The sequence below is a fragment of the Ancylobacter mangrovi genome, assembly GCF_024752335.1.
Classification (GTDB): domain Bacteria; phylum Pseudomonadota; class Alphaproteobacteria; order Rhizobiales; family Xanthobacteraceae; genus Ancylobacter; species Ancylobacter mangrovi.
Genome location: NZ_JANTHY010000002.1, coordinates 476,938 through 490,913 on the forward strand (window position 1 = coordinate 476,938; position 13,976 = coordinate 490,913).

Below are 13,976 nucleotides of genomic sequence, written 5' to 3' on the forward strand. Positions count from 1 at the left end.
TCTCGGCTGTCAGCTCTTGCCGCGCAGCGCGTTGTCGCCCTTCCGCGGCCAGTTGTGGCTCATCACGAAGTCGGCGATGCGCGGGGCGATGTCGGCGCGGAAGCGCGAGCCGTTGAACACGCCGTAATGACCGACCGTCGGCTGGAGGTAGTGCACCCGCATGTCGTCTGGCAGGCTGGAGCACAGCTTCTGCGCCGCCCGGGTCTGGCCGACCCCGGAGATGTCGTCATTCTCGCCCTCGATGGTGAGCAGGGCGACGTTGCGGATCCGCGAGGGATCGACCTTTTCGCCGCGATGGGTCAGCTCGCCCTTGGGCAGGGCGTGGTCGATGAAAACGGCCTGAAGCGTCTGCAGGTAATATTCCGCCGGCAGGTCCATGACCGAGAGATACTCGTCATAGAACTCCCGGTGCTTGGCGGCGGAATCGCCGTCGCCCTTCACCAAATGGCGGAACATGTCGGCATGGGCCTGGAGATGGCGCTCCAGATTCATCGCCATGAAGCCGTGGAGCTGCAGGAAGCCGGGATAGACCTGCCGCATGAAGCCGCCATTCGGCCAGGGCACGGTGGTGATGACGTTGCGCCGGAACCAGTCGAGCCCGCGCTCCTCGGCGAAGTGGTTCACCGCGGTCGGGCTCTCGCGGGTGTCGATCGGCCCGCCCATCAGCACCATGGAGGCGGGCACGTCCGGATCGCCCATCGCCTCCATGCGCGCCACCGCCGCCAGCACCGGCACCGCCGGCTGGCACACGGCAAGCACGTGCACGCCGCCGCCGAGATGGCGGAATATCTCGATGACGTAGTCGATATAGTCGTCGAGATCGAAGCGCCCGGCGGAGAGCGGCACGTTGCGCGCGTCGGCCCAGTCGGTGATGTAGATGTCGTGGTTCGGCAGCAGCGTCTGCACCGTGCCGCGCAGCAGCGTCGCGTAATGGCCCGAGAGCGGAGCGACGATCAGCATGCGCGGCTGCGGCCGGCGCGGCGGGTTGGGAAAGTCACGCACGAAATGCAGCAGCCGGCAGAACGGGCGCTCCCATTCAACCTCGATCGTTACCGGCACATGGGTGGCGCCGACCACGGTCTCGTCGATGCCCCATTCCGGCTTGCCGTAGCGCCGCGTGGTGCGCTCGAACATCTCGCACGCCGCCGAGATCGACTTGCCGAGGCTGGTATGCGCCAGCGGGTTGGCGGGGTTGCGGTAGTAGAGCCGGTTGGCATCGGCGATCACGCGAAGCGGATCGAGCGCCGCATGGCCCATCTCGAACATCCAGTAGAGCGGCTTGGAAAAGGCCGATGCCGTCTCGACCGTCGCCTCCGGCGACTCGGCCGCCTGTTCCGCGTCGGGCAATTCACCAAAAACGCCGATTGCCATAAGAGCCTCCGTCTTCAATGCCCGCCATTTGCGTCCCTACCGCCGCCGAACCGGCCGTGGACGCCGCCCTCGGGGCACTTTCGGCGCATTTTTTTAACGCGATCCTTCCGAAGCGTTACGTGTCGCGCTTCGGCCTTCGCGCAGCTTGTGCGCTGCAACATAAATAGACCCTCGGGCGCGAACGTCAACGAAACCGGTGTCTCGCGCTTTGGTCGTATCTGCGGCTATAGAGAGGATACGGAACGGAAGGACGTTGATGCTCTCGCTCGAACATCCTATCGGCGAACGCTATTTCGGCCTTCGGCTCGACACGCTGATCCGGCTGCGATGGCTTGCCATTGCCGGCCAGACGCTGACCATCGTCATCGTGCACTGGCTGCTGGCCTTCACGCTGCCGATCGGCGCCTGCCTCGCCGTAGTGGCGCTGTCGGCTTGGCTGAACCTTGCGCTGCGCCTGCGCAATCCCGGCGCGCGGCGGCTCTCCGACATCGAGGCCGCCTGGCTGCTCGCCTACGACATCCTGCAGCTCGCGGCGCTGCTGTTCCTCACCGGCGGCCTCTCCAATCCCTTCGCCTTCCTGTTCCTCGCCCCCGTGCTCATCTCGGCGACCGCGCTGTCGCCGCGCACCACGGTGCTGCTCGGCGTGCTGGCCGCGAGCTGCGCGGCGGTGGTCGGCCTGTGGCAGATGCCGTTGCCCTGGTCCGACCAGGTCGCGCTCGGCAACGAGCCGGAGCTGCCGGCGGTCTACCTCGCCGCCATCTGGTGTGCGCTCGCCATCTCCATCGCCTTCATCGGCGTCCATGCCTGGCGGGTGGCGGAGGAGACACGCGAGCTCTCCGAGGCGCTGGCGGCGACCGAGCTGGTGCTGGCGCGCGAGCAGCACCTGTCGGCGCTCGACGGGCTCGCCGCCGCCGCCGCGCATGAGCTCGGCACCCCGCTCGCCACCATCACCGTGGTCGCCAAGGAGCTTGTCCGCGCACTGCCGGCCGACAGCCCGATGGTGGACGACATCGGGCTGTTGCGCGAGCAGGCCGAGCGCTGCCGCACGATCCTGCGCACGCTCACTTCGCTGGGCGGCGGCGAGGCACCGTTCGACCGCATGCCGATCTCGCACATCCTCGAGGACGTGGTCGCGCCGCACCGCAATTTCGGCATCGCCATCGAGGTGACGCTGCCGGACCGCGGCGGCGACGAGCCGATCATCGCCCGCAATCCGGGCCTGCTCTATGGGCTCGGCAACATCGTCGAGAACGCGGTCGACTTCGCCAATGGGCGCGTCGACATCGTCGCCAACTGGACCGACGCCGAGCTGAGCGTGACGGTGACCGACGACGGCCCGGGCTTTCCCCCGGAGCTCATCGATTCGATCGGCGCACCCTACGTCACCAGCCGCGGGCGCCACCGCTGGCGGCGCGACATGGAACCCGAGGGCGACGCGCTCGTCGGCGACGGGCTGCGGGTCGGGGAAGGCCTGCGCGAGGGCCTCGGCCTCGGCGTCTTCATCGCCAAGACGCTGCTCGAGCGCTCCGGCGCCGAACTGAGCTTCCTGAACCGCGCGCTGCCCGCACACGGCGCCTCGGTCTCGGTGCGCTGGCCGCGCCGGGCGATCGATATTTCGGGAGAAGCGCACGATCGCCATGGGGCCTGATCGAAAAGCACGATCGCCCCATGCATGCGACAATTTTGCACTGCCGGAGGGGGATGGTGTAATCTCCCCGCAAAATCGAACGGAGAGCTCGCGTCCCGCGGCGCTCGGAAAGACGCCAGATGCTTGATACGACGTCGGAAATTACGGACCGCACGCTGCTGATCGTGGATGACGACCGTCCGTTCCTGCAGCGCCTCGCGCGCGCCATGGAATCGCGCGGCTTCACCGTGACCACGGCCGAGACGGTGGCCGACGGCCTCGCCAGCGTCGAAGGCAGCGCCCCTGCCTATGCGGTTGTCGACATGCGGCTCGGCGACGGCAACGGGCTCGACGTCATCTCCGCGCTGAAGCGCCGGCGCCCCGAGGCGCGCGGCATCATCCTCACCGGCTACGGCAATATCGCGACGGCCGTGAACGCGGTGAAGATAGGCGCGGTGGACTATCTCGCCAAGCCGGCGGACGCCGACGACATCTATGCCGCGCTGAGCGCGCAGGGCGACTACAAGCCCCAGCTCCCCGAGAATCCGATGTCGGCCGACCGCGTGCGCTGGGAGCATATCCAGCGGGTTTACGAATTGTGCGGACGCAACGTGTCGGAGACCGCGCGGAGGCTCTCCATGCATCGCCGCACGCTCCAGCGGATCCTCGCCAAGCGCGCCCCGCGCTGAACGGTCCCGGCGCGGCAAAGCTCCCGCCGGGAGGGCCGACTGTGGCGGCCGAAGGCGATTTTCGGATTTCCGACGGTCTTTTGCGCTTCAGGGCGTATCGCGTAAGGCGATCGGGCTCTGTCTGTCGCGCAGGGCGATCAGCGCCTGCGATTCGATCACTTCCGTGAGAACACCATCGGGAGCCAGCGCCGCCAGGCCGGCGCGCAGCTCAAGCTCGAACGCCTCGCGCTCCATGCCGAGCGTGGCGGGCGAGGTCACCGAGCGCGAGAAGGCGCGGCCGATGACGTCGTCGATGTCGATGCGCCGCTCCATCACCCGGCCCATCCGCTCGAGGCGGTGGAAGGGCGAGGCCAGCAGCACCGCTTCGTGCGGCACGTATTCGGTGGAACGGCGGCGGTTGCGGTCCTCGAGGCGCGGGCCGGCATGGCGCTCGGTGGTGAGCTCCAGCACCGGGCGCCAGTCCGGCATGGCGAAGATCTGCCGATCGCCGAACAGCACGACCGCCCCGTCCGGATCGACCATCCGGTCCAGCGTCGCCAGCGTCGCCTGCCGGTCCATCCAGTGGAAGGAGCGGCCCATCACCACGGCGCGGAAACGGCCGAATACCGGGTTGTCGAGCCCGTAGGAGGAGCCCTGCACCAGCGTCAGCTCGACGCCGGCCCAGGAAGCATCGGCTCGCGCCGCGTCGAGCATGGAAGGCTCGGGGTCCATCGCCGTCACCCGCGCGCCGAGCCGGGCGAAGGCGATGGCGAGCGGGCCCGGCCCGCAGCCAAGGTCGAGGACCCGGTCGCCCGGGCGCAGATCGATGCGTTGCGCCACGTCGGCGATGAGCGATTCCGGGTAGGGAACGCGATAGCGGCTGTAGAACTCGGCGGTTGATCGAAAACGCGCCGGCTCGAAGGGGATGGTCTGTGGACTGATGACGTTCACGGCCGTGGCCCGATATGGCGAGAGTTCTGTTGCACTGCAACGTTGAGCATGGGCGCTCCCCCGTCAACCCGGGATCATCCCTAATTTACCGTCGCTGCTTACTGTGACGCTAACACCTGCACTCAACGTATCATGGCATAAAGTGGTATTCCAGTCGGGCTCAATCACCTCAAAATGATCGTTTCGGGCGCCGCGTCGCCAACGTCAGGTTGCGGCGACGGTTTCGCAGCCGGCTCACACCCGCAGTTCGTTCTCCTCGGCGAGCTCCTTCAGCCCCCTCTCGGGACGGGCCCCGATATGGCTGATGATCTCGGCCGCCGACAGGGCGCCCAGCCGAAGCGATTCCTCCGCGCTGAAGCCGCGCGAGAAGCCGTGAAGATAACCGGCGGCGAACAGGTCGCCGGCGCCGGTCGTGTCGACCACCTTCGCGACCGGATAGGCCTCGACCGCCACCAGCTCGTCGCCGGCCACGGAGAGCGCGCCCTTCTCCGAGCGCGTCACCACCGCGCGCCGGGCCTCGCGGCGCAGCGCGGCCAGAGCGGCGTCGAAGTCTGTCTCGTAGAGCGAGGTCAGCTCTGCCTCGTTGGCGAATACCAGATCGACCGTGCCCTCGCGGATCAGCTTGAGGAATTCGTCGCGGTAGCGTCCGACGCAAAACGCATCCGACAGCGTCAGCGCGACCGTGCGCCCCGCCCCGTGGGCGATGCCGGCAGCCTTCAGGAACGCCTCCTTGGCGGCCGGCGGGTCCCACAGATAGCCCTCGAGATAGGTCACGGTGGCGCTGGCCACCATCGCCTCGTCGACATCGGCCGGGGAAAGGCCCTGCGCCGCGCCGAGATAGGTGTTCATGGTGCGCTCGCCATCGGGCGTCACCAGGATCAGGCAGCGCGCGGTGGTCGGCCCGTTCGCAGCGGGCGGGGTCGCATAGGCGACGCCGGCGGCGCGGATGTCATGGGCGAAGATGCCGCCGAGCTCGTCGTCGCGCACCTTGCCGATGAAGCCGGCGCGCCCGCCCAGTGCCGCGATGCCGACCATGGTGTTGGCCGCCGAGCCGCCGGAAATCTCGACGCCCGGCCCCATGGCGCCGTATACGGCCTCGGCGCGCGGCTCGTCGATCAGCGTCATGCCACCCTTGCGCATCTCATGGGTGTCGAGAAAGGCCTCCTCGGCGCGGGAGATCACGTCGACGATGGCATTGCCGAAGCCGATCACATCGAGCTGCTGGGCGGTCACGGGGCGGCCTTTCGCTGGAGGAAACAAGCCCGTTGCCGGTAGCAGAGCGGGGCGGCGCCCGCAACGCGCCCGAGGCGTGAAAAGTGTCCGCAATGTGCGCTTTCGGCCGTGCGACGCCACGCGGATGCGTGCCGGCAACATGCCTTGCGCGCCGCCGGGGAGCGTCTATTGCTAGCCCATGGCTCTCCTGCGCCGCGCCTCGACCGTCGCTCTCATCACCCTCGGTTCGCGCGGGCTCGGCTTCGTGCGCGACGCGATGGTGGCGGCGCTGTTCGGCACCGGGCTGGTGGCCGACGCGTCCGTCGCAGGGCTCGTGTTGCCGCAGCTCGCCCGGCGCCTCCTGGGCGAGGGCGCGCTCAATGCCGCGATCCTGCCCGCGCTGGTGCGCGCGGAGGCGGACCGGCGGGCGCGGCTGGCCGGCGCGGCGCTGGTGCTGTTCGCGCTGGCCGCCTTCGCCGCGGGCCTCGTGCTGTTCGTCTTCATGCCCGTCGTCATCGGCGTGCTGGCACCGGGCTTCGAGCTGACGGGGCCGCGCGGGGCCGGCGCGGTGATGGTGGGCCGGATCGCGGTCGTCTGCGTGCCGCTCGCCCTGCTCGCCGGAGTGCTGGCGGCGCTCGCCAACGCCGCGGGCCGCTACGCCGCCCCCGCCTTCGGCCCGGTCGCCGGCAATGTCGCGGTGATTGCACTGGTCACGGGGCTGATGCTTGCCGGCGGGCGGACCATGGCGATGGACGCCGCCCTCACCTGGCTGGCCGTCGCGGCGATCGCGGGAGCGGTGACGCAGTTCGCGCTGGTGGCCTTCGCCGTACCGCGCAGCGCCCTGGCGATGCCGCGCCGTGAGGACCTCGCCCGCGCCTTGCCGATGCTCGGGGCGGCGCTGCCGAGCCTGTTCGCCGCCGCGCTGCCGCAACTGCGATTCCTCGTTGCCGCTGCGGCCGCATCGGGCATCGCCGGCGGCGTCGCGGCGTTGTTCTATGCGACGCGGCTGGTGGAGCTGCCGCTCGGACTCGTCGGCGCCAGCGCCGGCGCGGTGCTGCTGCCGGCCCTCGCCGGGCATGATGGCAAGGGTCGAGCCGGGGCGCGCAGCGTCGGCGCCGGCGGCATCGAGGCGGCGCTGGCGCTCTCTCTGCCCGCCGCGCTGGGCCTCGCCGTACTGGCCGAGCCCGTCGTCGCGGTGCTGTTCCAGCGCGGCGCCTTCGGTGCCGAGGCGACCCGGCTGACCGCCACCGCCATGGCGCTCCTCGCCCTCACCCTGCCGCTGCAGGCGAGCGAGAAGGTGCTGGCGGCCATCGCCTTCACCGAAGGGCTGTCGCGCCTCGTGGCACGCTGCGGCGTGGCGGGGCTGATACTCGGCGGGATCACCGGCTTTGCCGGCATGCCGTGGCTCGGCATCGCCGGCCCGGCGCTGGGCGTGCTGGTCTCCAGCGCGGCGAGCCTCGCCGGGCTCGCGCTCGGCCTCGGCCGGCGGCGGCTGGTCGCGATCGAGGCGGATGGCCGGCGGCGCCTGCGCGGCCTCGCCGGCGCGGCGCTGGTGATGGCGGGCGCGGTGGCGCTGGCGCGGCTCTGGGCCGCGCCGGCCCTCGCGGCAGGCGGCCTTGCGGGCGCGGCGGAGCTCGCCCTGCTCGTCGTGCTGGGCGTCGCCGTCTATGCGGGCGCGGCGCGCCTGCTGGGAGGCATCGCCGTCGGCACGCTGAGGAGCGCGCTGAAGGGCGACCCGCGCTGAAGCCGCCGGAACGCACGCGGCCACCAATGGCGCCACCGCTTGCCCCCACGGGACATTGATGCGATAGCCGCGCACGCGCGGCAGTCAGGCGCGCAGCGCCTTCGCCGCGAAGGGCTATCGGGACGTTACGACATGGGCTTCAAGGAACGCGTCTTTTCCGGCGTCCAGCCGACCGGAAATCTCCACCTCGGCAATTATCTCGGCGCCATCAAGCGCTTTGCCGAGCTGCAGGACAGCTATGAGTGCATCTATTGTGTGGTGGACATGCATGCCATCACCCAGGACATGCGCGTGTGGGGCGGCCCGGAGGAACTGACGCGCTGCATCCGCGAGGTCACGGCCGCCTATCTCGCCGCCGGCATCGACCCGGAAAAGCACATCGTGTTCAACCAGAGCCAGGTCTCGGGCCATGCGGAGCTCGCCTGGGTGTTCAACTGCGTCGCGCGCCTCGGCTGGCTCAACCGCATGACCCAGTTCAAGGAGAAGGCGGGCAAGGACCGCGAGAACGCCTCGGTCGGCCTCTACGCCTATCCCACGCTGATGGCGGCGGACATCCTGCTCTACCGCGCCACCCATGTGCCGGTGGGCGAGGACCAGAAGCAGCATATCGAGCTCACCCGCGACATCGCGCAGAAGTTCAACAACGACTTCGCCGCCTCCATCGCCCGGCTGGGCCTCGGCGACGCGGCGCTCGAGGGCGGCTACTTCCCACTGACCGAGCCGCTGATCGGCGGGCCGGCGGCGCGGGTCATGAGCCTGCGCGACGGCTCGAAGAAGATGTCGAAATCCGACCCGTCGGACCTCTCGCGCATCAACCTCACCGACGACGCGGACGCGGTCGCCTCCAAGATCCGCAAGGCCAAGACCGACCCCGAACCGCTGCCCTCCGAGCCGGAGGGGCTGAAGGGACGGCCGGAGGCGGAGAATCTGGTCGGCATCTATGCCGCGCTCTCCGGCGAGCCGAGGGAAGCGGTGCTGGCGAGCTTCGGCGGGGGCCAGTTCTCGACCTTCAAGGCGGCGCTGGTCGACCTCGCGGTGGCGCGGCTCGGCCCGATCGGAGGCGAGATGAAGCGGCTCGTCGCCGATCCCGGCCATATCGACGCCATCCTGCGCGACGGCGCGAACCGGGCCCGCACGCTCGCCGACGCGACGATGGGCCAGGTCAAGGACATACTCGGCTTCGTGCGCTGAGGGACTGCGCCCCTTCCGTCCGATTGCGCGGGCGGCGCGGGCGCCTTCCCTTCCGCTCGGCGCGATGTGGTATGACCCCGGGGTAGCGAGCGGCCTCGGCTTGCGAGCGCCATTTATCCCGGGGACGATTCCATGCCGCGCAGACGCCAGAGTCACGAGCCCGGCCATCGCCGCAAATTCCTGGTCGTGATCGACGATACGCCCGAATGCGACCGCGCGGTGCACTACGCCGCGCGCCGTGCCGCGCGCACCGGCGGCGCGCTGGTGATGCTGAGCGTGCTGGAGCTCGCCGAGGTGCAGAGCCAATGGCTCGGCGTCGCCGACCTGATGCGCGCGGAGGCGACCGACAAGGCCGAGCAGCGCCAGGAGCATTTCGCCGCCCGGGCGCGGGCGCTGGCCGGGATCGACTGCGAGCGGATCGTCGCCGAGGGCGGCATCGGCGAGGAGATCATGAAGCTGGTCGAGGCGGATCAGGACATCGCGATCCTCGTGCTCGCCACCGGCACCGGCAAGGAAGGTCCGGGCCCGCTGGTCTCGGCGCTCGCCTCCGGCGGCTGGACGGGTCTTTCCGTGCCGATCACCATCGTGCCCGGCGGGCTCTCCGACGAGGACATCGACGCGCTGGCCTGATGATCCTCTGGCGCGAATGCAAGCGCGGGCCTGCGCCGACGCCTGCGACAGGCGGTGCGGACGGGGGTTAACTCGTCGGGCGGGATCGTCCCGCGTGCGGAGGAACCATGCTCGTCGACGGCAAATGGGTGGAGAACTGGCAGCCGGTGCAGGCCACCGACGCCAAGGGCGGCTTCGTGCGGCAGGTCTCGAGCTTCCGCAACTGGGTCACGCCCGACGGTGCGCCCGGCCCCACGGGTACGGGCGGCTTCGCGGCGGAAGCCGGCCGCTATCACCTCTATGCCGCGCTGATCTGCCCCTGGGCCTCGCGCACGCTGATCGCGCGCCGGCTGAAGGGGCTTGAGGAGGTCGTCACCCTCAGCGTGGTCGAGCCGGCGCTGACGGAACAGGGCTGGCGCTTCGGCAGCTATCCGGGCGCCACCGAGGACACCGTCAACGGCGCCACCTATCTGCACGAGCTCTACACCCGCGCCGATCCGCATGTCAGCGGCCGCGCGACCGTGCCGGTGCTGTGGGACCGGCAGCGCGGCACCATCGTCAACAATGAATCGGCGGACATCGTGCGGATGTTCAATTCCGGCTTCGGCGCGCTGGCGCGGGGCGGCATCGACCTCTACCCGCCGGCGCTGCGCGGGGATATCGACGCGTTGAACGAGCGGATCTATCCTCGCCTCAACAACGGCGTCTACCGCGCCGGCTTCGCCACCACGCAGCGGGCCTATGAGGAAGCTTTCGCCGAGGTGTTCGCCATGCTGGACGAGCTCGAGGGGCGGCTCGGCGACGGCGGGCCTTTCCTTCTCGGGGAGGCGCTGACCGAGGCCGATATCCGCCTCTTCGTGACGCTGGTGCGCTTCGACGCGGCCTATCACGGCCTGTTCAAGTGCAACCTGCGCCGGATCGCGGACTATCCCGCCCTCTCGGCCTATCTCGCGCGGGTCATCGGCCTGCCGGGGGTGCGCGAGACGGTGAACATGGACCACATCAAGCGCGGCTATTACTCGATCAAGGCGCTGAACCCCAACGGCATCGTGCCGCTCGGCCCGGAGCTGGCCTGGCTGTGAGGCACGGTGCGCGCCGGCCGGTTCGCGCCCCGCACTTTTCCTCGCCACTTCCCCTTCGGTCGCCGAAAGCTTATCTAAATTCCAAATCCCTCTCGTCGCCGGGGCCTTTAACCCCGGTGGGCAAGGAGCATCCCATGTTCATCCAGACTGAAGCCACCCCGAACCCCTCCACGCTGAAGTTCCTGCCCGGCCGCAGCGTGCTCGGCGAAGGCACGTTCGAGGCCCGCGATGCCGGCGAGGCGGCGCGCTCGCCGCTGGCGGCGCGGCTGTTCGAGATTCCCGGCGTCACCGGCGTTTTCTTCGGCTCCGACTTCGTGACCGTGACCAAGGACCAGGCCGAGTGGGCGCATCTCAAGCCCGCCATCCTCGGCGCGATCATGGAGCAGTTCGTCTCCGGCCAGCCGCTGCTGCCCGACGATCACGAGCACGCGGCGGACGAGGCCTTCTACGAGGAAAAGGACGCCGGGCTGGTGGACACGATCCGCGAGCTGATCGACACCCGGGTACGCCCGGCGGTGGCCAATGACGGCGGCGACATCACCTTCCGCGGCTACAAGGACGGCGTGGTCTTCCTCGCCATGAAGGGCTCCTGCTCGGGCTGCCCCTCCTCCACCGCGACGCTGAAGAACGGCATCGAGAATCTTCTGCGCCACTTCGTACCCGACGTGGTCGAGGTGCGCCCGGTCTGAGGCCGCACGGACGGTTTCCTCGTCCTCCGGCTCGCATCGGCTCGCCAGCGGCTTTTCTTATGCCGCCCGGCATGTGCATGGTGAGGAGACGACAGGACGACCCATGCTGATTCTCGCCATCGATACCGCCCTCGACGCCTGCGCCGTCGCGCTTCACGACGTCAGCACCGACAGCACGCTGTCGGCCGCGCGCAAGGTGATGGCACGAGGCCATGCCGAGGCGCTGGTGCCGATGGTCGACGGCGTGATGACGGCCGGCGGCCGGCGCTTCTCCGACATCGACGCCTTCGCTGTGACGGTCGGCCCGGGCAGCTTCACCGGGCTGCGGGTGGGCCTGTCCGCCGCGCGCGGCTTCGGCCTCGCCACCGGCCGGCCGGTGATCGGCATCTCCACGCTCGCCACGCTGGCGGCGCCGGTGCTCGCGGTCGACGACGAGATCCCTGTCGCGGCGGCGATCGATGCGCGCCACGGCAACATCTATCTGCAGATGATCGGGCCCGGCAGCCGGGTCCTGGTCAACGCCCGGGCGATGGCGCTGAAGGATGCCGCGCGCGCGGTGGCGATCGGCCCGGTGCGGCTCGTCGGCTCCGGCGCGGCGCTGCTCGCGGGCGCCTGGCCCTCGGGCGAACGCCCGCCGCTCGAGGTCGACGCCGAGGCGACGCCCGACCCGGTATGGGCCGCGCGTCTCGCCAGCGTGACCGATCCTGCCAAGGCACCGCCCCGCCCGCTCTATCTGCGCGAGGCCGACGCGAAGCCGCAAACCGCGGCGCGGATCGCGCGGCAATGAGCGCGAAGCGCTGAGCGGCGCGCCGTGAGCGGCCTGTTCGATCGCTTCGGCTTCGGGCGGCGCGGGGTCGTGCTGCGCCCGGCGCGCGCGGCCGACGCGGAGGCGATGGCGCGGCTCCATGCCGCCTCGTTCCGGCTCGGCTGGGACAGCGCCGAATTCGAGCGGCTGCTCGCCAACCGGCTCGCCCGCGCCTGGGTCGCGACCCGCGGGCCCGGCGGCCCGGTGCTCGGCTTCATCCTGCTCAGCGGCGTCTCGCCGGAAATCGAGATCCTGTCGATCGCCGTCGCGCCGTCCGCGCGCGGGCACGGTGTCGGCCGCAGACTGGTCGAGGCGGCCTTCGGCGCGCTGGCGGCGGAAGGCTTCACCGCCGTCTTCCTCGAGGTGGAGGAAGGCAACCGGGCGGCGCTCAGCCTCTATGCGCGGAGCGGTTTTCGGGAAATCGGCCGCCGCGAGGGCTATTATCGTACCGGGACGGGCCAGCCCGCCGCCGCGCTGATCATGCGCCGCGACATCGCCTGAGGGGGCGAACGGTCCGGGGAGGGCGGGGACGAATCGATTGCCCTTCGCCCCTCCCATGAGCGATAAGGCGGGACAAGACGGAGACCGCGCGGATGAACGAAAAACCGACGGCCATCGAGGAAGCCTGCATGACGCTGGGCCTGCGCATGACCGACCAGCGCCGCGTCATCGCGCGCATCATCGCCGACGCGCAGGATCACCCCGATGTCGAGGAACTGCATCGCCGCGCGGCGGCGGTGGACGACCGCATCTCCATCTCGACCGTCTACCGCACGGTGAAGCTGTTCGAGGATGCCGGCATCATCGAGCGCCACGACTTCCGCGACGGGCGCTCGCGCTACGAGCCGGTGCCCGACGAGCACCACGACCACCTGATCGACCTGCGCTCGGGCCATGTGGTCGAGTTCCGCTCCGAGGAGATCGAGCACCTGCAGGAGGAGATCGCCCGCAAGCTCGGCTACCGGCTGGTCGGCCACAGGCTGGAGCTCTACGGGGTGCCGCTCGACAAGTCCAAGAGCTGAGCCCGTGCGCGCCTGGCTGGTGCTGCTGCCGGTGGTGCTGGTCACGCTCGTCGGCATTCCGCTGCAATGGGCCTCGGTGGCGCTTGGGCTGCCGACCCGCCGCACCATCCCGGTGGTCTATCACCGCATCCTGCTGGCGCTGATCGGCGTGCGGGTGCGGGTCGTCGGCGCGCCGGCGGCGGTGCGCCCGCTGCTGATCCTCTCCAACCACGTCTCCTGGCTCGACATCCCGGTGCTCGGCTCGCGCCTGCCGCTGTGCTTCGTCGCCAAGAGCGAGGTGGCGCGCTGGCCCGGCATCGGCCTTCTGGCGAAGCTCCAGCGCACCATCTTCGTCGACCGCGCGGCGCGCGCCGCCACCGGCCGGGTGGCGGACGAGATGGCGGCGCGGATGAGCGACGGCGACGCGGTGGTGCTGTTCGCCGAAGGCACTTCGAGCGACGGCAACCGCGTGCTGGCGTTCCGCTCGGCGCTGGTCGGCGCGGCGGGGCAGGCGGTCGGCACCGGGCGGCCGGCGACGATCCAGCCCCTCGCCATCGCCTATGTCGGCCAGGCCGGCATACCGCTCGGGCGCGCGCGGCGGCCGATGGTGGCGTGGTATGGCGACATGGAGCTCGCCCCGCACCTGATGAACCTGCTCCGCCACGGGGCAATCGACGTCGAGCTGCATTTCGGCACCGTGATCGAGGCCGGCAACCGCAAGGCCGCGACCTTGGCCGCCGAACGGGCCGCGCGCGCCATGCTCACGGGGGCACTGACCGGCCGGGCGCCGCTTCCGCCGGGCTGACAGCTCCCTTTTTCGAGTACGCCGACTCTCGGGTGCCGCATTCCCTTTTGGCGGGAATCCCGCTACACAGGAAGCAAGGTGTCACCAGTGGAGACGTAGACGATCTCGACCTCGGCCAATGCGAGTTGGGAACGAACCGCGATTTGCGACGGCGCCTCGGCACGGGCGCGCCGGAAATGCGCCGGGTTTCCAACGGAATGGGCCGCCGGCCTCCTTGCGGG

14 protein-coding genes are annotated in these 13,976 nt (G+C 70.1%); 11 read left to right on the forward strand and 3 right to left on the reverse strand.

The genetic code is table 11. From position 1 onward, the window contains the following. Positions 1-9: 9 nt before the first annotated feature. Positions 10-1,371: a polyhydroxyalkanoate depolymerase gene (locus tag NVS83_RS08035; protein WP_309486177.1), complete on the reverse strand. Its 1,362-nt coding sequence runs from the start codon at positions 1,369-1,371 to the stop codon at positions 10-12. A gap of 253 nt (positions 1,372-1,624) precedes the next feature. Between NVS83_RS08035 and NVS83_RS08040 the strand changes: the two genes are divergently transcribed. Both NVS83_RS08040 and NVS83_RS08045 read left to right on the forward strand, forming a co-directional pair. After that, positions 1,625-3,019 carry an ActS/PrrB/RegB family redox-sensitive histidine kinase gene (locus NVS83_RS08040; protein WP_309486178.1) on the forward strand — a complete coding sequence of 465 codons (1,395 nt, stop codon included), beginning with the start codon at positions 1,625-1,627 and terminating at the stop codon, positions 3,017-3,019. A gap of 119 nt (positions 3,020-3,138) precedes the next feature. Next, a complete protein-coding gene (locus NVS83_RS08045; protein ID WP_258738851.1) occupies positions 3,139-3,687 on the forward strand; it encodes an ActR/PrrA/RegA family redox response regulator transcription factor in 549 nt (182 codons plus the stop codon). 87 nt (positions 3,688-3,774) lie between these two features. Here the strand turns inward: NVS83_RS08045 and NVS83_RS08050 are convergent, their stop codons facing one another. Both NVS83_RS08050 and NVS83_RS08055 read right to left on the reverse strand, forming a co-directional pair. After that, positions 3,775-4,617, reverse strand: coding sequence for a class I SAM-dependent methyltransferase (locus tag NVS83_RS08050; RefSeq protein WP_258738852.1), 843 nt, complete (start codon positions 4,615-4,617; stop codon positions 3,775-3,777). Between the two features lie 234 nt (positions 4,618-4,851). After that, positions 4,852-5,850 (reverse strand): adenosine kinase, encoded by a 999-nt coding sequence (locus NVS83_RS08055; protein WP_258738853.1) that lies wholly within the window; start codon positions 5,848-5,850, stop codon positions 4,852-4,854. A gap of 178 nt (positions 5,851-6,028) precedes the next feature. On the opposite strand from NVS83_RS08055, the gene murJ reads away from it, so the two are divergent. From murJ to olsA, 9 genes are all read left to right on the forward strand, one after another. Then, a complete protein-coding gene (gene murJ, locus NVS83_RS08060) occupies positions 6,029-7,573 on the forward strand; it encodes a murein biosynthesis integral membrane protein MurJ (RefSeq protein WP_258738854.1) in 1,545 nt (514 codons plus the stop codon). Between the two features lie 132 nt (positions 7,574-7,705). Next, on the forward strand, positions 7,706-8,764 hold the full coding sequence (gene trpS, locus NVS83_RS08065; RefSeq protein ID WP_258738855.1) for a tryptophan--tRNA ligase: 1,059 nt from the start codon (positions 7,706-7,708) through the stop codon (positions 8,762-8,764). Positions 8,765-8,896: 132 nt separating this feature from the next. Beyond that, positions 8,897-9,394, forward strand: coding sequence for a universal stress protein (locus tag NVS83_RS08070; RefSeq protein ID WP_258738856.1), 498 nt, complete (start codon positions 8,897-8,899; stop codon positions 9,392-9,394). 107 nt (positions 9,395-9,501) lie between these two features. Further along, positions 9,502-10,455 (forward strand): glutathione S-transferase family protein, encoded by a 954-nt coding sequence (locus tag NVS83_RS08075; RefSeq protein ID WP_258738857.1) that lies wholly within the window; start codon positions 9,502-9,504, stop codon positions 10,453-10,455. 134 nt (positions 10,456-10,589) lie between these two features. Beyond that, complete coding sequence (locus NVS83_RS08080) at positions 10,590-11,144, forward strand: NifU family protein (RefSeq protein ID WP_258732005.1); 555 nt, start codon at positions 10,590-10,592, stop codon at positions 11,142-11,144. A 103-nt stretch (positions 11,145-11,247) separates the two neighbouring features. After that, positions 11,248-11,931, forward strand: coding sequence for a tRNA (adenosine(37)-N6)-threonylcarbamoyltransferase complex dimerization subunit type 1 TsaB (gene tsaB, locus NVS83_RS08085; RefSeq protein WP_258738858.1), 684 nt, complete (start codon positions 11,248-11,250; stop codon positions 11,929-11,931). A 24-nt stretch (positions 11,932-11,955) separates the two neighbouring features. Further along, positions 11,956-12,450, forward strand: coding sequence for a GNAT family N-acetyltransferase (locus tag NVS83_RS08090; RefSeq protein WP_258738859.1), 495 nt, complete (start codon positions 11,956-11,958; stop codon positions 12,448-12,450). Between the two features lie 92 nt (positions 12,451-12,542). Next, the gene (locus NVS83_RS08095) at positions 12,543-12,971 is read left to right on the forward strand and encodes a Fur family transcriptional regulator (RefSeq protein WP_258732008.1); all 429 of its coding nucleotides are present in this window, start codon (positions 12,543-12,545) and stop codon (positions 12,969-12,971) included. A 4-nt stretch (positions 12,972-12,975) separates the two neighbouring features. Continuing rightward, positions 12,976-13,755, forward strand: coding sequence for a lyso-ornithine lipid O-acyltransferase (olsA, locus tag NVS83_RS08100; protein ID WP_258738860.1), 780 nt, complete (start codon positions 12,976-12,978; stop codon positions 13,753-13,755). Positions 13,756-13,976 lie beyond the last annotated feature (221 nt).